At 62.0% G+C, this 20,563-nt stretch carries 14 protein-coding genes and 2 pseudogenes; 6 read left to right on the plus strand and 10 right to left on the minus strand.

Features of this window, described 5'->3' with window-relative positions:
- Positions 1-50: 50 nt before the first annotated feature.
- The 3 genes from ACM6UT_RS11160 to ACM6UT_RS11170 all read left to right on the plus strand — a co-directional run bounded on the left by ACM6UT_RS11160 (position 51) and on the right by ACM6UT_RS11170 (position 2,914).
- Positions 51-848: an ABC transporter ATP-binding protein gene (locus ACM6UT_RS11160; RefSeq protein ID WP_416797410.1), complete on the plus strand. Its 798-nt coding sequence runs from the start codon at positions 51-53 to the stop codon at positions 846-848.
- Between the two features lie 8 nt (positions 849-856).
- Entirely contained in the window at positions 857-1,675 is an 819-nt protein-coding gene (locus ACM6UT_RS11165; RefSeq protein ID WP_416797411.1) for an ABC transporter permease, read from the plus strand.
- Between the two features lie 75 nt (positions 1,676-1,750).
- Positions 1,751-2,914 (plus strand): ABC transporter substrate-binding protein, encoded by a 1,164-nt coding sequence (locus tag ACM6UT_RS11170; RefSeq protein ID WP_416797412.1) that lies wholly within the window; start codon positions 1,751-1,753, stop codon positions 2,912-2,914.
- A gap of 405 nt (positions 2,915-3,319) precedes the next feature.
- Here the strand turns inward: ACM6UT_RS11170 and ACM6UT_RS11175 are convergent, their stop codons facing one another.
- The 3 genes from ACM6UT_RS11175 to ACM6UT_RS11185 are packed head-to-tail and all read right to left on the minus strand — an operon-like array spanning position 3,320 to position 5,897.
- Positions 3,320-3,571, minus strand: a complete 252-nt coding sequence (locus ACM6UT_RS11175) for a TackOD1 domain-containing metal-binding protein (protein WP_416797413.1) — start codon at positions 3,569-3,571, stop codon at positions 3,320-3,322.
- A gap of 11 nt (positions 3,572-3,582) precedes the next feature.
- Positions 3,583-4,632: an HlyD family secretion protein gene (locus ACM6UT_RS11180; RefSeq protein ID WP_416797414.1), complete on the minus strand. Its 1,050-nt coding sequence runs from the start codon at positions 4,630-4,632 to the stop codon at positions 3,583-3,585.
- A gap of 11 nt (positions 4,633-4,643) precedes the next feature.
- Positions 4,644-5,897: a glycosyltransferase family 2 protein gene (locus ACM6UT_RS11185; RefSeq protein WP_416797415.1), complete on the minus strand. Its 1,254-nt coding sequence runs from the start codon at positions 5,895-5,897 to the stop codon at positions 4,644-4,646.
- Positions 5,898-6,409: 512 nt separating this feature from the next.
- On the opposite strand from ACM6UT_RS11185, the pseudogene ACM6UT_RS11190 reads away from it, so the two are divergent.
- Positions 6,410-6,799 (plus strand): annotated as a pseudogene (locus tag ACM6UT_RS11190) (PAS domain-containing protein); the annotation flags it as partial.
- A gap of 75 nt (positions 6,800-6,874) precedes the next feature.
- Positions 6,875-7,789, plus strand: a pseudogene (locus ACM6UT_RS11195) (methyl-accepting chemotaxis protein); the annotation flags it as partial.
- A 71-nt stretch (positions 7,790-7,860) separates the two neighbouring features.
- Here ACM6UT_RS11195 and ACM6UT_RS11200 read toward each other — a convergent pair.
- Positions 7,861-11,979, minus strand: a complete 4,119-nt coding sequence (locus ACM6UT_RS11200) for an Ig-like domain repeat protein (RefSeq protein WP_416797416.1) — start codon at positions 11,977-11,979, stop codon at positions 7,861-7,863.
- 211 nt (positions 11,980-12,190) lie between these two features.
- Here ACM6UT_RS11200 and ACM6UT_RS11205 point away from each other — a divergent pair, with 211 nt between their 5' ends.
- Positions 12,191-12,532, plus strand: coding sequence for a hypothetical protein (locus ACM6UT_RS11205; protein WP_416797417.1), 342 nt, complete (start codon positions 12,191-12,193; stop codon positions 12,530-12,532).
- A gap of 391 nt (positions 12,533-12,923) precedes the next feature.
- On the opposite strand, the gene ACM6UT_RS11210 is transcribed toward ACM6UT_RS11205, so the two are convergent.
- The 6 genes from ACM6UT_RS11210 to ACM6UT_RS11235 form a co-directional block, all read right to left on the minus strand.
- Complete coding sequence (locus tag ACM6UT_RS11210; protein WP_416797418.1) at positions 12,924-14,012, minus strand: ABC transporter ATP-binding protein; 1,089 nt, start codon at positions 14,010-14,012, stop codon at positions 12,924-12,926.
- 9 nt (positions 14,013-14,021) lie between these two features.
- Complete coding sequence (locus ACM6UT_RS11215; RefSeq protein WP_416797419.1) at positions 14,022-16,268, minus strand: glycoside hydrolase family 2 protein; 2,247 nt, start codon at positions 16,266-16,268, stop codon at positions 14,022-14,024.
- A 12-nt stretch (positions 16,269-16,280) separates the two neighbouring features.
- A complete protein-coding gene (locus tag ACM6UT_RS11220; protein ID WP_416797420.1) occupies positions 16,281-17,096 on the minus strand; it encodes a carbohydrate ABC transporter permease in 816 nt (271 codons plus the stop codon).
- A complete protein-coding gene (locus ACM6UT_RS11225; protein ID WP_416797421.1) occupies positions 17,093-17,989 on the minus strand; it encodes a carbohydrate ABC transporter permease in 897 nt (298 codons plus the stop codon). The genes ACM6UT_RS11220 and ACM6UT_RS11225 overlap by 4 nt, the downstream gene beginning before the upstream one ends.
- A gap of 101 nt (positions 17,990-18,090) precedes the next feature.
- On the minus strand, positions 18,091-19,359 hold the full coding sequence (locus ACM6UT_RS11230; RefSeq protein WP_416797422.1) for an extracellular solute-binding protein: 1,269 nt from the start codon (positions 19,357-19,359) through the stop codon (positions 18,091-18,093).
- A gap of 135 nt (positions 19,360-19,494) precedes the next feature.
- Complete coding sequence (locus tag ACM6UT_RS11235) at positions 19,495-20,535, minus strand: LacI family DNA-binding transcriptional regulator (protein ID WP_416797423.1); 1,041 nt, start codon at positions 20,533-20,535, stop codon at positions 19,495-19,497.
- Positions 20,536-20,563: the final 28 nt, after the last annotated feature.

Below are 20,563 nucleotides of genomic sequence, written 5' to 3' on the forward strand. Positions count from 1 at the left end.
CGGGGACGGGGAAGCTTTGCCGCCATGGCCCGCCGGAGGAGGTGAGAGTTATGAAAAGATCCGCTGACAAGGCGCTGAATGTAAGAAGTGCGACCAAGACCTATCGAACGCAATCAGGCGAGGTCCATGCCTTGAAGGATGTCGACCTGACTGTCCGGCAAGGCGAGTTTATCTCGATCGTCGGACCTTCGGGCTGCGGCAAGACCACCCTGTTGTGGTCGATCGCGGGCCTGCACAGGCTCACCTCCGGCGCCATCGCGCTCGGCGAGGAATGGATCACAGGCCCGCATCCCAGCATCGGGATGATGTTCCAGGAGGCCAACCTCCTGCCGTGGCGAACCATCCGCAAGAACATTGACCTGCCCTTCGAGATCCGGGGCATCCGACCTGAGGCGGATAGAATCGAGACGCTGCTGCAACGCGTCGGATTGGGCGGTTTCGGTGACAAGATGCCCCGCGAGCTTTCGGGCGGCATGCAGCAGCGCGCGTCCATCGTCCGGGCGCTTGCGAGCGATCCGACCGTCCTCCTTATGGACGAACCGTTTGGCGCCCTCGATGCCTTCACGCGCGACGAAATGAACAAGCTGGTCGAGGAAATCTGGCTTGAGTCGCGAAAGACGGTGATCCTGATCACGCACTCCATCGCCGAAGCGGTGTTCCTCGCCGACAAGGTCTACATCATGAGCGCGCGTCCAGGACAGATCTCGCGGATCGTCGACGTACCCTTTCCCCGGCCGAGATCGCTCGGCCTGATGGAGACGCGCGAGTTCTTCGACCTCGTCAACATGATCAAGCACGACATCCAGCACCAGCCGGCGGCCAAATCTCCGGTTGCCAAAGCGGTATGAGGAAGCAGATGAGCGATATCTCTCAGACAGGCAGCGCGGGAGTGGCAACTCCTGCCGGATTGACAGGCGGAATGGGCGGGCAAGGCGCGCGCGAGGTCGCCGCCATCATCGGTGTCGCGGTGCTCGTCATCGGCGGCGGCGAGTTGTTCCTCCGGCTGATGGAAGTCCCGCAGTTCATTCTACCGACGCCTTCCGCCATTGCAGCGGTGTTTTCGTCGCCGGAAATGGCGATGATCATCCAGCACTATTCCTATACACTGATCGAACTGGTAGCCGGATACGCGATCGGTGCCTCGATCGGATTGTTTCTCGCCGCCGTCATCACCCAGTTTCCCTTCGTGGAAAAGGTGATCACGCCATACATCCTGCTTCTGGTCACGACGCCCATGCTGGCGCTCGTACCGCTGCTCATCCTGAATTTCGGCTTCGGCTTCACGCCGAGAATTATCGCGGTCGCCCTGGCGTCGGGTCCGATGGTGATGATCAATGCGGCGACGGGCTTTCGCCGGGTCGACACCATGAAGATTGCGCTCGCCCGATCCTGCGGCGCTTCCGCCATGCAAATCTTCACCAAGATCCGCATTCCGATGGCCATGCCAATGGTGATCGTTGGCCTCATGATCGGGGCAATCTTCGGAATGATCACCGCTGTGGGGGCGGAAATGTCGGGCGGGGGTTTCGGCCTCGGAAGCCGTCTGACCACCTATTCCTCGACACTCAGGATGCCCGAGTTCTTCGCCTGCATCCTGATCCTGGCCGTCACCGGGATCACCATCTACGCCTTCTTCTTCTGGCTCGCGAAAAAGCTGGCGGGCTGGGAAAGCTGATCACTGCGGGCGAGACGCCGCGCTCGACCCGCGCAATGCAAGTCCAGCGGCAAAACCACCATGGGAGGACGCCTGATGGCTAACCAAGGAATAACACGTCGCCGGCTGCTTCAAGTCAGCGCAAGCGGCATCGTAACGACCACCGTTCTGGGCGGCGGTCTGCTGGCCCCCGGCACGGCACAAGCCAAGCCATACAATTCGCCATTCACCTGGATCTCGCCACGCGGCACCATCGAGGTGATGGATGACTACCCATACTGGGTCGCCAGGGAGCGGGGCTATTTTGGCGATCTCGGCGTCGAAACAGCGATGGAACCCGGTCCTTCGGATGGAACCGCCGTGGTCAAGTTCCTCTCGGTCGGACAGGCCGACATAGGCTTTCCGTCTCCCGGCGTGTTGTCTTTCGCAGCCAATGCCGGAATGGACCTCGTCTCCGTCTTCGGTAGCGGCTGTCTCGACCTCTTCAACATTGCCTTTCGCAAGGGGCAAGGCGTGAAGGACCTGAAGGATCTGGAGGGGAAGACGATACTTCTGGGTTCCGCAGCGTGGCAGTCTATCTGCGATCCGATGTTCGCCGCCGTCGGCGTGAACCCTCGCCTGATCACCTATGTCGAGGCCGGCTGGCCGACCTGGACCACAGCACTGGCGAGCGGGCAAGGGGATGCATGTCTCGCCTGGGAAGGCCTGCGGGCCGACCTCGGAGCGAAGGGGCTGGACTTTGACTACTGGCTGGGTATGCGCGGGTCGCCTCTGCCTTCGAATTCCCTGGTTGTCCGGCGGGCCGATCTCGACGACCCGGAGCGCCTCGACTTCCTCAAGAAATATCTCAAGGGATGGGCCATGGGCAGCGAGTTCGCCGACCGCAACCCCCGCGCGGCAGCGGACATCGTCTTCAAGGCACTTCCCACCACGAAAGCCAATTACGGACCTCGCGCAGGTACGGAAAGCCTGATGCAGATCCACCGAACCTTCAAGGGCAATATGGCAAGCCGCAAGGGATGGGGAGAACATGAGATCCCGGCCTGGGACAACTTCTTCGCCATTCTGAAAGCCATCGGCCAATCCAGCATCGACATTGACGCCGCCCGATATGTCACCAACGATTTCATCGAGGAAGCGAATGACTTCGACAAGGCCAAGGTTCATGCAGACGCCGATGGCTACGCTCTGCCCGAGGATCTGGCGGCCATCGACATGGCGGATGTGGAAGCGAATTTCTACAAGAACGTCCTCAACTGAGGGCGTATCACGCTAAACCTCGCGATCAATCGAGACATGACGCATAGGTGGGACAAGGAAGAGCCCGCGTTCCATCCGCATCATGTCTGCTCGCCGGGCGCGACCTCCCCGCGTCCGGCGGGATCGAGTATATGGCTTTGCGAGTCTCCAAACCGAGATGACAACAATGGCGCTTTTCACCAACTCCAAGGAAACTCTTGTCCAAGACGCACTGAACGGCTCGGTCGCGGCATCGGCAGAACGACTGGCCAGGCTCGACGGCAACCCGCAGCCGCCCCGGGATCGCGATCTTCGTCCGGCATGCGTTTCAGGATCTCGGCTGTGATTTTGCGATAGTTCTCTCAATATTGAGATGGCAAGGTCGAGAGCGTTCTTGCCGCTCTTCGCTTGCCCAGACCGCAGCCGTCATTCATTCGCTACGGCCGGAAAGACGACAAGCTCTCTGTCGCAGGTCAAACAGCGTGCACTGTCGCCAACGATTTCGGCTTCGCCGCGCACGAGTTTTCGCCGGCATTTCGGGCAGGTGCGGTCCTCAGATATGCCTGGGAAGTCATATTCGGGGCCGATATAGGCGCACAGCATGTGATGAATGACCGGAAAGGTCTCGAGCCTGCCTCCGCATTCAGGACAAATGGACTGGCCTTCGTCAATCTGCATCGGACGCTCCGTCAGTTGAGTCCGAGTAGATGGACGAGGTCGGCGGCCACATGGCCGATACGGCCCGAATAGTACATATGGACGTGGACGGTGGAACCCAGCGCCGGGGGTTCCGATCCCGGCGCCATGCGAATGCGTGCGACCTGGGCTGAGCGCCCCCTGCTTCCGGCGAGTGTCCTTTCCTCCTCATACACGTCGGACACCGGCAGAATCCTGGTTATCTCCCCGGAGATGCGTCTGTTACCGAAGAGCACGAAAACAGGCTTCCCGACCTTAGGCTCTACCAGCCGGTAGTCCGGAACAAACCAGTCTATGAAAATGTCGCTGGTGTCGTATATCTCAGCGATCGCCGTGCCCGCGACCAGTGACTCCCCCGCCGTCGCCATGCGCGGGGAGACGATGCCCGAGACCGGGGCGACAACACGGCCATTGGCGAAGTCCCGTTCCAGCCGATCGACCTGCTGCTGAAGCCGCTCACGAAGGGCGGCGAGCGCCGCTATCTGGACCGAGGCCTCCGCGGCTTCTGCCTCTTGCGAAGCGACATCCTTGCGCGCCTGGGCATGAGCATTGCGCACGTCTAGTTCATAGGTAAGGCTTACGGCATTCTTGGCTGCCGCCAAACGGTTGACCGCCGTTGCCGTGAGCTCGAGATAGGCCCGGGCGGCAGGCAGCGAGTTCTGGGCGACCTGCTCCCTGATGCGCAAATCGGCCTCGCGGCCGGCAAGCTCGGACAGTCCTCGCATATAGGTGGCGACGATCTCATCCTGCTGTGGAGAACGCACCCGGGCGATCTCGTCGCCAACCGACACCGCCTCTCCAGGCTCGGCAACCCTGTCGACGACCTGGACGGCATAGGGGAGCGACACAAGTTGCCGAGGCGCCGAGACAATACCCGGGCTGCCCAGGAAAACGAGGGGTGTGCCGAAATAGAGGATAAGGGCCGCCAGCAATCCGAAGACGAGGGTGCCGTAGACAAAGCGGACGAACCGGCCTGCCGACCGGCGCCGGCTTTCGACCGGATCGGGAAGGTTCGGGTCGAGCCTCGTGAGCGCATTCTCCATTCTGCTTCTCCTCAAAGATGACCCAGAAGCGCACGGCGGACCCTCGGCGGCACGTATTCGTCATGGCTTGATGACGAAAACAGGATTTCGGCCGTATAGGTCGCAAAGCGAGCAAGCTTCATGATGAAGCCCTGGAAAAATGGAAATATTGGCGCCAGCAACAGGCTGAACAAGCTGGTGGAGGTGCTGAACAGGACGTGGGCCAGCAGGATGTTGAAGAGCGAAAGGACGGACATGAACACGTAGACGGCTGCCAGCAAATAGATCGCCGCGTCACCGAGAACGAGCACCAGGTAGACGAGGTAGAAAGGAAATGTGAGCGTCGGCAGCAGATCAAGGACGATGAAATCCAGCCGCTGGAGTGTCTCGGCCAGGCGCTCGGATGGTTGGCGCAGCCTGAACTGCCCATACATGAAGAGACGGATCCTGAGAGCGTCGCGATCCCAGCGCGCGCGCTGCCGCAACAGATTGACCAGTGACGAAGGGACTGAAGTTGCCGCCCAGGCTTCGGGCACAAAGCGGACTCCATGTCCCAGCCGCCGCAAGCGCAACGTCACTTCGAGATCTTCACCAGGTCCCACATCGAGACCACCCGTCTTCACGAAAACGTCACGCCGGTACATCGAACAGGCACCCGAGCAGCAGGCTATCGCGTCGATCGTGTCCAGGAAGGATCGTCCTGCCGAAATCGACATCAGATACTCTATGCCCTGGAGCCCGGTGGTCACGGTTTCGTCTTCATTCTTGACGCCGATGTTGCAGCTTGCGGCCGCTACATCGGGACCATCGAAAGCGGCAGCCAACCGCTCGATCGTGGTCGGGGCGAAGATTGTATCGGCGTCCGCGGTGAACAGCAGATCCCCGCGCGCGAACCTCGCCCCCGCGTTCACTGCGGCACTTCGACCGCAACGGGTCCCGTGACAGATGACAAGATCGACGATGCCTTCGCTGCGCGCACGCTGCGCAACCGCGCGCGTATCATCCGTGGATCCGTCGTCGACAACGATGATCTCCAACGGCTGAAGGCTTTGGTGCCTGAACGATGCCAGCGCGTGGTCAAGCTCGCGGCCACCATTGAATGTCGGCAGGATCACGCTGACCGAACGTCTGTTGCCCTGCAGCGGTGGCACCTTCGCCCTTCTCATGATCGCCAGCAGCGAAAGGGAAATCAGCGAGAACGAATAGCGGGGGATATCGAAGATCAGCGCGCCGAACAGAAGCGCCATCCAGCTGGCTTCCGTGAGATAGAACGCCAATTCCGACATCATGGCCCACCCAGCACTCTCGAGGGCCTGGCACGCCACCGCACCGGGACGAAACAGGCGCGCAATGGAAGACCATCCTCCAGCCAGCCCAACCGGCCCTCATGGGACGAAACTGACGCCGGAGCATGGGCAAATGCAACTCATCCGCGATGATATTATTTCGAACATTCGAAAATCAACCTCAATGTGGCGCCGCCTGAGACGTTTAATCGACGCGAGACGACGGAGGGCGTGACCGTTCATGGTTCACGGAAGGAAGAGAGCATCTGGAAAGCAGACATCTGATCATCCTGTCTCGCCGACGGCTGCATTTCGAAATCTTCGTAGGGGAGAAGGTGTACTCACGACCGCCATGTTTCTCGCAGTCGAGCGCATTCGTAAGGCGTTCACAGATCCAGGGGGCACTTTGGCCGACACCTGAGCCGCGGTCGCCTCCTCTACTTTGACCATTACTCCTTTAACGACTGTTAAGTTTGACCTGCAAAGAGGACGTCGACTAAAGGAGTAGATCTATGTTTTTCAATAGGAAACCGACACTGCACGCGCAGGTATGCGAGTTCATCTTCAGCAACTCCCCGGACGCTTATTTTGTCATCCAGGATGGCCGGATCATTAACTGCAACCCGGCCATGGAAAAGATGCTGGGCCTACCGAAGGAACGTGTTCTGGGGGTCGAGCCAGGCAATCTGTCACCTGAGTTTCAGCCGGATGGTCGCCGCTCCAGCGATGCCGCCGGCGAGATTTTTGCCACGGTTGCTCGCCAGGGGTTTCATCGTTTTGAATGGGTTCATCAGACACTTGACGGGAAGCCACTTCACGTGCTGGTCACGATGATGATGAAGACCATAGATGACACGCCGGTGATGGTGTCGTTCTGGCAGGACATCGCGGAGCTTGTTGCTTATCGCGAGCGGATGGAAGAGGCGCAGAAGCGGGACGCGGCAAAGCGGGAAGAGCAGGAGCGGGTCTTCGCAGCCCTTGCCGCTTCGCTGCGCGAGCTTGCCCAGGGCGATCTGCGGTGTCACCTGACCGGGCGCTTCGGGGAAGAATACGAAAGGCTTCGGTCTGATTTCAACTCCATGGTGGACCAGCTCTCCTCCGTCATGGGGCAGGTGAGCGACAATGCCTCGAACCTGAGGTCCGTCAGCGAGGAAATCAGTGCCGCCACCAACGACCTTGCCAAGCGTACGGAACAGCAGGCGACCTCTGTAGAGGAGACCGCGGCCGCGCTCGAAGAGATATCCTCGACAGTCGACCAGGCCGCAAATCGGGCGGAAGAAGCAGGACGGATAGTCGACCACACGCGGAGGAACGCCGAACTGTCCGGCCAGGTCGTGCACGATGCTGTTTCGGCGATGGAAGGCATCGAGAAATCGTCCCTTGAAATCAACAACATCATCAGCGTCATCGACGAGATTGCATTTCAGACAAATCTCCTGGCACTTAACGCCGGTGTCGAAGCGGCACGGGCTGGCGAGGCCGGAAAGGGCTTTGCCGTGGTTGCACAGGAAGTACGCGAACTGGCGCAGCGATCCGCCACAGCCGCGAAGGAGATCAAGACACTGATCAGTGCTTCGACCGGCCAGGTAAAGAAGGGTGTGGAACTGGTCGCCAGGACCGGCGACGTCCTCAGCACAATCGCCTCCGATGTGCGGGAAATCAACAGTCACGTTACTGCAATCGTCTCGTCGGCGCGTGAGCAGGCAGCGGCCGTCCAGGAGATAAAGATGGCAGTGGGAGCGATCGACAGGGGTACGCAGCAGAATGCAGCTATGGTTGAAGAGACTGCGGCTTCCGCGTCTCAGCTCGCCGACCGGGCGCTGCTCCTTAACGACATCGCTGCACGCTTCCAGACCGATAGCGCGCGCCCGAGGCTGCGTCTGGCCTCGTAAAGTCTGCCGTCAACCTGACCGATGAGCCGCCGTGGCTTCCCACGGCGGCTGTTTTTTTGTCGATCCGTTCTTCAGAACTGCCTTGTGGCTCCGACCCTTCCGCCCGCGGATCTCTGGCCGTCGCCCTCGATTCCAAACAGCAGGCTCACGTCAAGCATCCAGAAATCGGCGGTCTGCAGCGTCATCCCGGCAGAGAGCGAGCCAAACATGCCTGACCCATCCAGCCCGGCAAAGCCGCCGGTGACGCCGAGTTTGGGTGTCAGTTTCGATCCGTTGTCCAGCGTGAAGGACCGGCTGATTTCGGCGCCGAGGCTGACACGGAACTGTTCCTCGTCGAAGCCCTCGAGAGAGACCTCGTCACCCGTGGCGTTGTGTACCGCATAATTCTCGACCGTTTCATCGAAGTAGACCGCCCGGGCCTTCGGCGTCAGCACCGTCGACTCGTCGATTTGCCACTGGCCCGTGATGGCCGTGTCGATCATCCAGCGCGTGGTGTCGAAGCTGCCGTCCCAGGAGCCGGTGTCGATATCGTTCGCCGAGCCGCCATAGAGCAGGCTGGTGTTCCAGAACACGCCCTTGCCGATTTCGAAGGAGGCGTATGGACCGGCAAGCCAGCCATTGCCGGTGAGTTCCGCGTCCTCCTCCGTCGGATCGTTCATCCGGTCATAGTGGAACGACAGGCCGACCAGGGCCTTTTCCGAGAGCAGGTAGTCGGCGCCCAGGTTGAGCATGCCGAAGGCACCCCACCTGCCGCCATTCTCCTCCCGGTTATGGGCCATCAGAGTGCCGTCGATCCAGATGTTGAACGGTGAGGAGGCGGTGCCGGACAGGCCGTCGGCGTTGTCGCGTGCCGATTCGAGCTGCGCAAGGCTGGTCGAGAAGGTGGCGGTCATGCCTTCCTCCGACGGCGTCATGCGCATTGTCACGGGATCGGTGGCCATTTCCGCCTGGCGCCGTTCCAGAAGTCCCGGAACCGTGATGGTGGAGGCGATCAGGTTCTGCCGCGTCTGGACGAAGCCGTGCACGAGGCCGTCAATCTCGGCGGCAACCTTGGCCGGATCATGCCCCAGCGCGTAGGTCACCGTTCCGGTATTGGAGACGCCCAGTGCGCTTGTCAGCTTGAAGCCGACACGTGCCGTCCCGGAAAAGGCCGGGTTCGGGATGAACTTCAGATACCAGCCAAGAGGAAGGAGGGCGCTCGCCTGGGCGAACTCGCCCCTGACGATACTTGCGGTTCCGGCACTGGCGGGCGAAACGAAAACGATGGCCGCTCCGCTGAACGGACCGCCGGTGGCGCCGCTCTGCAGGTTGATGTTGGGCGGCGTGCCGCCGCCCGGAACGGTGACGAGCCTGTCGGCGACGGACACGGTGCGCTCTGTGACCTCAAGCGTGTAGCTTGCTATTCCCGTCGCACCGGTGCCGTCGCGCACTTCAATCGCAAAGCTGTAATTGGCAACGGTCGCACCGTCATCGAGCGGGCCGGTCAGTTCGCCCGTCGAGACGTTGAGGACCAGGCCTGCGGGCAGAGTGCCCGAGGCGAGCCGGTAGGTCAGCGTGCCCGTTCCGCCGGTCGCGGAAATTGCCTGGGCGTAGTCCTCGCCCGCCATCGCCGCTTTCAGCGCGCCGCCTGCGGGCGTGAAGGTGAACGAGGCCGTCGCCGTGACCGTCACCGTGACTGCGGCCGAGGTGGCCGTGGCATTGTTGGTATCGCCGCCATAGACCGCGGTGATCGAATGCGCTCCGGCGGTGAGTGCGGTCGTGGTGAGACTTGCGGTGGTGCCCGAGATTGTCCCGGTTCCGATCGTGGTGGCGCCATCCTTGAAGGTGACTGTGCCGCTCGGTGAGGCGCCGCCGGTCAGCGTCGCGGTGAAGGTTACTGATCCGCCGAATGCGGGTGCCGTATCGGAGGCGGCAAGCGTGACCGTCGGCGCGACCTGGCCGACCGTCACCGTAATGGCGGCCGAGGTGGCCGCGGCATTGTTGGTATCGCCGCCATAGACCGCGGTGATCGAATGCGCGCCGACGGCGAGTGCCGCGGTGCTGAAGGTTGCGGTGGTGCCCGAGATTGTCCCGGTTCCGATCGTGGTGGCGCCATCCTTGAAGGTGACTGTGCCGCTCGGTGAGGCGCCGCCGGTCAGCGTCGCGGTGAAGGTTACTGATCCGCCGAATGCGGGTGCCGTATCGGAGGCGGCAAGCGTGACCGTCGGCGCGACCTGGCCGACCGTCACCGTAATGGCGGCCGAGGTGGCCGCGGCATTGTTGGTATCGCCGCCATAGACCGCGGTGATCGAATGCGCGCCGACGGCGAGTGCCGCGGTGCTGAAGGTTGCGGTGGTGCCCGAGATTGTCCCGGTTCCGATCGTGGTGGCGCCGTCCTTGAAGGTGACGGTGCCGCTCGGTGAGGCGCCGCCGGTCAGCGTCGCGGTGAAGGTTACTAATCCGCCGTATGCGGGTGCCGTATCGGAGGCGGAGACCGCGATCGTCGGAGCGACCTGGCCGACCGTCACCGTAACGGCGGCCGAGGTGGCCGTGGCGTTGTTGGTATCACCACCATAGACGGCGGTGATCGAATGCGCACCGACGGTCAGCGCGTCGGTGGCAAACGTGGCGGTGGTGCCGGAAATGGTGGCGGATCCCAGCGTGGTGGCGCCGTCCTTGAAGGTGACGGTGCCGCCTGGCGAGGCGCCGCCGGCGAGCGTTGCGGTGAAGGTCACCGAGGCGCCGAGCGACGGTGCGGTGTCGGAGGCCGCAAGCGTGATCGTCGGAGAGCCCTGGCCGACCGCCAGGCTGTACGCTGTGGATCCGGTGTAGCCGCTAGCGTCTGTCGCTGTCACCGTGAAGTTGAAGGTGCCGCCCACCGTCGGCGTGCCGCCGAGGATGCCAGCGCCCGAGAGGCTCATGCCAGCAGGAAGCGACCCGGCTGTAACCGCGAAGGTATGGGGCGCGATCCCGCCGGAGGCAGTGAGAGACTGGCTGTAAATCGTGCCGACCGTTCCCGCCGGAAGGGTCGTCGGCGAGATCGAGATCGTCGGGGCGCCAACCGTCAGGCTGTACGCTCTGGATCCGGTGTAGCCGCCATTGTCTGTCGCTGTCACCGTGAAGTTGAAGGTGCCGCCTGCAATGGGCGTGCCGCTGAGGAGGTTACCCGATGACAGGGTCAGGCCCACAGGAAGCGCCCCGGCTGTAACCGCGAAGGTATAGGGCCCGGTCCCGCCGGAGGCAGTGAGAGACTGACTGTAACTCGCACCGACCGTTCCTCCCGGAACGGACGTCGGCGAGATCGAGATCGTCGGGGCCGTCACAGTAACACTGATCGCCGACGAAGTGGCCGTGGCATTGTTGCTATCCCCGCCATAGACCGCCGTGATCGAATTCGCACCGACGGCGAGTGCTGTGGTGGCAAACGTGGCGGTGGTGCCGGAAATGGTGGCGGATCCCAGCGTGGTGCTGCCGCCCTTGAAGGTGACGGTGCCGCCTGGCGAGGCGCCGCCGGCGAGCGTCGCGGTAAAGGTCACCGTTGCACCAAGCGTTGGCGTGGTGTCGGAGGCGGCGAGCGAGATCGTCGGGCTGGACAAATTGACCGTCAGCGCCGCCGAATTGGACGTCGCGGCAGGAGTGACCAATCCGGACGCCACCACACGATAGACATAGCCGTTCATTGCGGCGGTGGCGCCGGTGATGGTGAGCGTCGCGGTGGTCGCGCCGGAATAGACGCCGCCATTCGCCACATTGTCAAAGCCGGAGCCGTTATCGACCTGCCACCGGTAGCTCGTGGCGTTCGATGCCGTGGCGCTGAAGGATGTGTTGCCGCCAGCAAAGATCGTCGATGCCGACGGCTGCGCGGTGATCGCCGGCGGGTTGGCGACCGTCAGCGTCGCCGAATCCGACGTCGCATCGGGCTTGCCCGATGCCGACGCCACAAGTTGATATTTATAGCCGCTCATTGCGGCCGTCGCGCCGGTGATCGTAAGCGTCGCGGTGGTCGCGCCGGAATAGACACCGCCATTCGCCACATTCGCAAAGCCGGAGCCGGTATCGACCTGCCACTGATAGCTCGTGGCATCCGACGCGGTGGCGCTGAAGGTGGTGTTGCCCCCGGCGGCAATCGTCGCGTTCGATGGTTGCGTGGTGATGGAGGGGCCAGATGTGCAGGTGACCGTAACGCTGAAACTGGACAAGACGTACTGCATATTAATCTTCAGCCCGGAACTCGTGAGCTCCGTTCCAGACACTGTCGTTGATGCACTGCCGGGACCATACCCATCGGCATAGTAGACATAAGTAGTGCCCGTGCTGAGACCGCTCATAGAGAACGTGTTGCCAAAAAGGTCGGGGAGGCCATCAGCCAGAGTGAAGGAAACCTGGTCCGCGGCTTGAAACATCCCGCTCGGATAGTCCCTCGTGAAGGACACGTTCGAGAGATTGTTCCAATCGCCATTGATCGCCGTGCACCCCGCCGATGCAGCCCACGTCTGGGCCGGCAGCAAGGCCAATGCGAACAGAACAAGGAAAAGCTGGCTGAAGCGGCTGACCAGGCGGATAAAAATGTCCTTGGCCAGGCCTCGCTCCGCTGCAAACGAGTTACGCAAAAGCCGCAAACCGCCGACGAAATACATTATTCACCATATTCTTGCCGTGCGACGTCGGAGGAATGAGCCGCCTCAAATCGATTGGGGAACACGAATCATGCACCAGGGGATCGCGCATTCGGAATCGGCTATACCGGCGGTCATCCGTGCATGACAGGTCGATCGTCCGATGCACCCAAACTTGGACTGTAATCTGCTGCGGTCGCGCGGCCCGGGTCGGCACCCCCGTCGAGACCCAGCCGGGTTTGCCGTTGCGAGTTCGGGCGCGGGCCCCGGCGAAGCGCCGTGGGTCGGGTTTAGACGGTCAGCGCGGGCTCGTCGTGAAATGCCCGTCCGGTTGCGTTTCCTTTCCCCTACGAGATATTCAGGGGGACGCCTTCACGCGTGCCGCCGATCTCGCTGACGTTCCACATCACCTTGAATTCCGGACTATCGGTAGGCAACTCACCGACCGGCTGCCGGAGAAGGGCAGCGCGACGGTGCAAGGCCCGGACAACACGCCGCCCGAGGTTCCGGCTTTCTCCGTCGAGAGCCGGGTGTGAGACTCATCGAATTCGCACTCCGCCCGCATCAAAGAGGAAGCACTTGCCGAGGGCGAGTCCCACCGTCAACTGGCTGCAGTCCTGTTCAAACCGAAAGCCTTCCTGCTCGACGATGATGCGTTCGTCGGCCGAGAGATCGGCATAGATATAGCTCGTATTGCCGAGATGCTCGGCCACATCGACATCGATGGTCAGGTCGGCGTCGCCTTCGCCGGCGGGAAGGAAATGTTCCGGCCGGATGCCGAGGCTCACCTCATCGCTAGCGGCAACCGCGCTCGACCGGACCGGAAGGTCGAGCCGGACATCGGGCCGGCTTGCAAGCACAACGGTCGCATGGCCGTCGCCGACCGCGGCGATCCGGCCTTTCAGAAAATTCATCCGTGGAGAGCCGATGAAGCCGGCGACGAAGGTGTTGGCCGGGTTATCATAAAGTTCGAGCGGCGGACCCACCTGTTCGACGACGCCCGCCCGCAGGACGACGATCTTGTCTGCGAGCGTCATCGCTTCCACCTGGTCGTGGGTGACGTAGACGATGGTCGACTTCAGTGCCTTGTGCAGCTTGGCGATCTCGACGCGCATGTGCACGCGCAGCTCCGCGTCGAGGTTGGAGAGCGGCTCATCGAAGAGGAAGACGTCCGGATGGCGGACGATGGCGCGACCGATGGCGACGCGCTGGCGCTGGCCGCCGGAGAGCGCCTTCGGTTTCCGGTCCATAAGCGGTCCGAGCTCGAGGATGCGCGCCGCATCGTCGACGCGCCGGGCGATCTCCTGCCGGTCCATGCCTGCGAATTTCAGGGCAAAGCCCATGTTTTCGCGCACCGTCATGTGCGGGTAGAGCGCGTAGGACTGGAAGACCATGGCGATGCCGCGCTTCGACGGATCGACGTCGTTCATCACCGTGCCGCCGATCGTCAGTTCGCCGGAGGTGATGTCCTCGAGGCCTGCGATCATGCGCAGCAATGTCGACTTGCCGCAGCCCGACGGACCGACGAAGACGACGAACTCGCCCGCGCCGATCGTCAGGTCGACGCCCTTGATGATCTCCAGCGCGCCGAAGCGCTTGCGTATGTCGGTGAGGCGAACATCGGCCATGGCGGGATCTCAGCTGACGGTGAAGGTGACGGACTGGGAGGCGAAGCGGCGGCTGGTGACGACAAGTTCGATGCTGCCCCGCTCGTCGCCGGCTTCCACCCAGAACCCGGTGGCGCCGCCTTTCAACGTATGGTCCGTCGGGCCGATGATACGGCCGGGGCCGGAAAGTGAAAGCGAGACCGGCTCTTCGAAATAGGGCAACAGGTTGCCGCACTGGTCGAGGGCGCGCACGACGACGCGCACGGCATCCTTTTCCCCGGCGCGCAGCGCGGTGTCGTCGGCCTTGACGTCGAGGGTTGCGGGAACCGCATCGGCGGGCAGGACCAGCGTCTTGACCACCTTGTCGTCGAGATAGCCGGTGATGGTGCCCTCGCGCCAGACGCGCCCCCAGGAGCCGAATTCCTCCTGCGTGACGGTCCGCAGGTCGAGGACGACCGGCGGGTGCGGAAGGTGCGGATAGGTTTCCCTGTCCGGATAGATCCGCTTTGCCGGCCATTCGCCGAACTTGACGTCGACATAGTCGCAATTGGTGAGGATGATCAGCGGCAGCACGCCGCCGATATTGCGCTCGCCGCGCGCCCAGAAGGTGGCCGGCTGCAGCACGACGTTCTTTTCCGGATCGCCCTGGCTCGCATAGGCATAGGCCGCCAGCTTCGGGATGCGGTACATGTCGAGGACGCCGTGATAGCAGATGCGGTCGCCCGAGCCGAAATCCTTGTGGGTATTGTAGTCGAACATGCACCAGCCGGTGGAGCCGGAGATATTGCCGTCGCCCGCGGCTGCGTTGAGCACCAGAAGGTGACGGGTCACATGCTCGGCTTGGCGCTGCTCCTGGTCGAAGCGCTTGGTCGGGTACATGTGGCCGTTATATTCGGTGATCATGTAGGGGATCGGCCGGGTGATGCCGGTCGTCTCCACCCTGTCCCGCAACACGACACGGCCGCGATTGTTGCCGGGCAGTTCCTCGTTGCCGAGGATGAAGTCGTTCATCGTGTAGACGTCTTCGAGCAGCTCCGAATCGGTGATGAAGCGCACGCCGCCGGTCTGGCGCGTTGGGTCGAGTTCGCGGGCAAGCCGGTTCGTCTCGGCGTAGAAATCGTGATTGTCCTGGCTCTCGTTGATGCGCACGCCCCAGATGATGATCGACGGGTGGTTCCAGTCGCGCTCGATCATGCGGCGGACGTTCTCGATCGACTCCTGCTGCCAGACCTTGCCGCCGATATGCTGCCAACCGGGGATTTCCTCGAAGACCAGCAGGCCGATCTCGTCACAACGATCGAGGAACCACTTCGACTGCGGATAGTGCGAAGTGCGTACGATGTTGCAGGCGAGCTCGTGCTTGAGGATATCGGCGTCCCTCTCCTGCGCGCGCCGGCCCATGGCATAGCCCGTATGTGGCCAGGACTGGTGACGATTGAGCCCGCGCAGCTTCAGCGGCTTGCCGTTCAGCAGGAAACCGTCCGGCGTGAAGCGCGCCGTGCGGAAGCCGAAACGCTGTGCAAACTTATCCTTCCCATGCTCCGTTTCGAGCGAGAGCGAGAGCGTGTAGAGCGCCGGATTGTCGATGTCCCAGAGCGTGATGCCGGCGAGATCGGAGAAAGTGAGAAGCGCTTCCTTGCCGTCGAGCGCTACAGATGCGGACGCGAGCTCGGTTCCGCTCTTGTCGGCGATGGTCGCGGTCAGTTTGCCGGAGAAGGCCCGCTCTTCCGGGTTGGCGACAAACACGCGGGCGGTGACGCTCTTCTTGTCCGCGAGCGCATCGGGCGTCTCGATCTTGACGTTGCCGATCGAGACAGGGCTTGCGATCTTGAGCCAGACGTCGCGGTAGATGCCGGCGTAGCAGAGATAGTCGATCTGGCCGCCGAAGGGCGGGATTTCCGGGTTCTCCGAGCCGTCGACCTTGACGGTGACGAGGTTGTCGCCCTGTACGAGATGGGGCGTGAGCCGCGCCTCGAACGGCGTATAGCCGTCCTTGTGGGCGACGACCTCGCGCCCGTTCACATAGACGACGCTGTCGGCCATTGCGGCATCGAACACCAGCGAGACCTCGCGGCCCTCGAATTCCGGTCGCCAGGCGAGGACCTTCTGATAGGTGAACGGCTTCTGGTATTCGGTCTCATCGAAGTAATTATAGGGCAGCTCGACGGCGCTGTGCGGCAGGCGAACGGTCTCGCCCTCCTGCAGGGCGGAGACGCGTGCCGGCTCGAAGCCGTGGCGAAAGAGCCAGTTGCCGTTGAAATTCTCGATGATGCGCATGGACCGGTATTCCTATTTCACTGAGCCCAGCATGCCCTGCACGAACTGGCGCTGCATGAGGAAGAAGATGATCAGGGTGGGAAGCGTGGCGAGGATCGTGCCGATCATGACCACGCCGTAGTCGGGGTAATAGGCGGAGGCGAGCGAGGAAACGACGAGGGTGATCGTCTTGGTTTCGTTCGACTGCAGCACGATGAGCGGCCACAGATAGCTGTTCCAGTTCGTCATGAAGACGATGACGAGGGCGGCCGCGTAGGTGGAGCGCATCACCGGCACGTAGATGTAGAGAAAGATCTGCCATTCCTTGAGGCCGTCCACCTTTGCCGCGTCGCGCAGCTCCGTCGGGAAGGCCTTGGTCGACTGGCGGAAGTAGAAGATGATGAAAGCGGAGGCGACCGTCGGCAGCACGATCGCGACATGGGTGTTGATGAGGCCGGTCTTCGCCATCATCATGAAGAGCGGGATCATCAGCGCTGCAAAGGGCACCATCAGCGTCAGCAGCACGAGCGAATAGATCCGGTCGCGTGCCTTCGACTTGAACATCTCGAAGCCGTAACCGGCAAGCGACGAGACGAGGATTGTCGAAAGCGTGGCGAGGACCGCCACCTTGGCCGAGTTCCAGAAGACGAGCGGCACGTCGACCAGCGTGAAGAAGTTCGCGACGTTCGTCGCGAATGCGCCGCCGAAACTCGTCTTGCCGCTGATGATGTCGATCGACGTATTGGTCGCGCTGATCACCATCCAGAAGAACGGGAAGAGCGAAAGAAAGGCGGCGACGCCGAGAAAGACGTATTGCAGCGTGGCTGCAGTGAGACGCGCGGCGTTCATGAGCGCTCCCTCGCAGCATAGAACTGCAGGAAGGAGAAGAGCGCCACCATGATGACGATGACATAGGAGATCGTCGCCGCGTAGCCGAAGCTCGGCATGAAGCGGAAGGTGAGATTGTAGATGTAGAGCGAGAGCGTCAGCGTCGCGTTTGCCGGACTGCCGCGGCCTTCGGTCAGGTTGTAGACCTCGTCGAAGAGCTGGATCGTGCCGATCGTCGAGATGATCGTCGTGAAGAGGATCACCGGCTTCAGCATCGGCACGGTGATGTAGATGAAACGCGCCCAGGCCGGCACGCCATCGATCCGCGCGGCCTCGTAGATCGACCTGTCGATGTTCTGCAGCGCCGCGAGATAGAAGATCATGTTGTAGCCGGTCCAGCGCCAGGTGATGGCGAGGATCACGAGCACCTTTGCCCAGAAGGGCTCGGTCAGCCAGCCGATCGGCGCGTCGGTCAGGTGAAGTGCCATAAGGGCCTGGTTCACCACACCGTCGACGGAAAACATGCTCTTGAAGAGCACGGAATAGGCAACCAGCGAGGCGACGCAGGGCAGGAAGATTGCGGTGCGGAAGAAGCCGATGAACTTCAGCCGGTCGTTGTTGAGTACCGCGGCGAGCAGCAGCGCCAGCACGATCATGATCGGCACCTGCACCACGAAGAAGGTGATCGTGTTGGTGAGCGCCTGGAGGAAAACGGGGTCGTTCGAAAGCCGCGCGACGTTTCCGAAGCCGGCGAACTTCATCATCATGCCCTTGCCCGAAAAGAAGGACAGGTAAAGCGAGCGCAGGATCGGATAGACGAGAAAGATCGAGATGAGCAGGATCGACGGGGCGATGAACAGCCAGCCGTTCAGATCGTGATATCGTTTCAATCCGCCTGCTTTTCCGGCAGCCATGGGAATATCTTCATTGCCAGGAACAAGGGCCGGAGCATCCCTTCGCGAGGAAGGGATGCTCCGGAAGGTGGGGCGGTGTCCGCCGCCCGCCGGGGGAGAAACTACTGGATCTGGCCTTCGGCCTGGCTGGCGATGGCCTTCAGGACCTCGTCCACATTGGCGCCCTTGGCGAGATCGGGAAGGTGCGCGGTCACGGCGGTATCCACCTCGTTGGTGAAAATGCCGTAGTTGACGGAGGGAACCTTCGCCAGCCAGTCGGCGAAGTTCTGCCAGACCTTTTCGCCGCCGAAGAAGGCGTCCGCCTCGCCGTAGGCCGGACCCGTGCGGGCGGCGAGCAGAGAGCCGACGGCGCCGCGTTCGGTCAGGATCTTCTGATAGAAGTCGATATCCTTGGCGTAGACCTCGTTGAGGAAATCGATCGCCTCGTCCTTCTCGGCCGAGCTGTCGATGACGTACCAGCTCGAACCGCCGAGGTTGGAGGCATTTGAGGCACCCTCGACATTCAGCTTCGGAATGGGAGCGACGCCCCACTTGCCGGCCTGGTCGGCCTGCGCCTTCACCGTGCCGGTGATCCAGACGCCCGTGGTGACGGTTGCGACATCGCCTGAGGTGAAGGTCGAGACCCACTCCGTCCAGCCGGCGGCCGGCTTGTGGATGTTGGCCTGGAGGATCTTCTGCTCGGTTTCGAGCGCAGCCTTCAGCGCGGCGTTGTCCTTGATTGAGAGATTGCCGTCCTTGTCGAAATACCAGCTACCGGCCGACTGCATCAGGATGCGGACGAAACCGGCGTCATTGACATCGAGGCCGAGCATCTTCTTGCCGGTCTTCTCCTCCACCGCCTTGCCGATCTCGATATAGCGGTCCCAGGTGAGATCCTGCATGTCCTCCGGCTTGAAGCCTGCCTGTTCGAGATAGTCCTTGCGGTAGTAGAGCCCGGTGACGCCGGAATCGAAGGGGACGCCGTAGACGGCGCCGTCGAGCGTCATCAACTCGACCTTATAGGGGGCGAAGCCGGAGTAATCGACCTTGTCCGAAAGCGCGGCAAAGGCGCCGGGGAAGGATTGCAGGTATTTCTGCGCGCCGTAATCCTCAATCAGGACGATATCCGGCAGCGCGTCGGTGGTCCCCGAGGAGAGCGCCGTCTGGAGCTTCTGCTCCACGTCAGCCTTGGCGAAATCGACGACGTTGAAGGTGGTCTCGGGGTGCTTTGCCGTGTAGCGGGCACCGGCTTCCTTCATGATGGCAACGTTGAAGTTCGGGTCCCAGCACCAGATGGTGATCTCGCCGGCGAAGGCCGCGCTGGATACGAGAAGGCTCGCGCCGGCGAGCGCGCCGGCCGCGAAGCGAGACAGAATCGTCCTATTGCCCATTGTTTCCTCCCAAGAAACCCATGCGGCAGGTTCCCTCTCTCTGCCGTCAGCGCAAAATTTACCGAAATCGGAGCTGTGCGCAAGTAAAATTTAGTAAATATTTTTTGCAGTCGCGACTTGTGAAAATCGCCGCGTTTACCGGGGCTTGCGGCAACTGTCGCGCCAGATCAGCTCGGTCGCTATGCGCACCTGCTTGCCGTAACTGCGTCCGGAGAGGCGCTCGAGGAGAAGATCGACGGCCGTCTCGCCGATGTGTTCGCTATGGATGCGAACGGTTGTCAGCGGTGGTGTCAGGAACTGGGCGACGGGAATGTCGTTGAAGGAAACGACGGCGATGTCCTTCGGAATGGAGAGCCCTGCCTCCTGGAGTGCCCGGTAGGCGCCGATCGCCATATTGTCGTTCGACGTCACGATGACGTCCGGCTGCTCGGCGAGAGCCAGAAGTTCGTGGGCGAGCCGATACCCCGTTTCGAGCCGCAGGCTCTGCCCCGAGGAACAGTCGGCGAGCGCAAGCAGGTCAGGTTCGAAAGTGCCGTCCTTCCGCTGCCAGTCGATATAGGCAGCGCAACGCTTTTCGGCGAAGCGCTGTACACTGTCGTTGAGCTTCTCGTGGCTGCCGATAAAGCCGATGCGGCGGTATCCGGCGGCTTTCAAGGCATCCAGGATCTTTTGCGTGGCAAGTTCCACATCGGAAAAGACGCTGTCGAGTGCATCGTCCTTCGGGTCGAAGTCGGCAAAGACGAGGTGGCGTGCGTGCTGCTTCAGCCAGGCAATCTCGTGGTCGGAATGCTTGCCGATGACGATGACGCCGGAGGCGCCCGAGAGCAATCCGGCCTCGGGTAGGGCATCGGAGTGGAAGACCTTGACGATCTCAGTCTTCAGATCGCGGCAACGCGTCTCGATCCCGAGGCGTACGCCGATGTAATAGGGGTCGGCGATTTCGTCGGAAGGCTCGAGGAAGTGTACGATGACGAGCCTGGTGAGCAGGCTCGGGGCCGTCTGGCCGCCCGCCCTGTTGCGATTGCGCGGCGTCTCGTAGTTCAGCGCCTCGGCCGTTTCGATGATCGCCTGCCGTTTGGCGGGGGAGATCGACAGGGCAGGGTCGTAATTCAGCACCCGCGACACTGTCGCGGAGGATACGCCCACCGCCTTGGCGATTTCCTTGATCGTTACCATTCTGTCTTTCAGTTCCTTTCGGGTAGCC

The sequence above is a fragment of the Ciceribacter azotifigens genome, assembly GCF_048159625.1.
GTDB lineage: Bacteria > Pseudomonadota > Alphaproteobacteria > Rhizobiales > Rhizobiaceae > Allorhizobium > Allorhizobium azotifigens.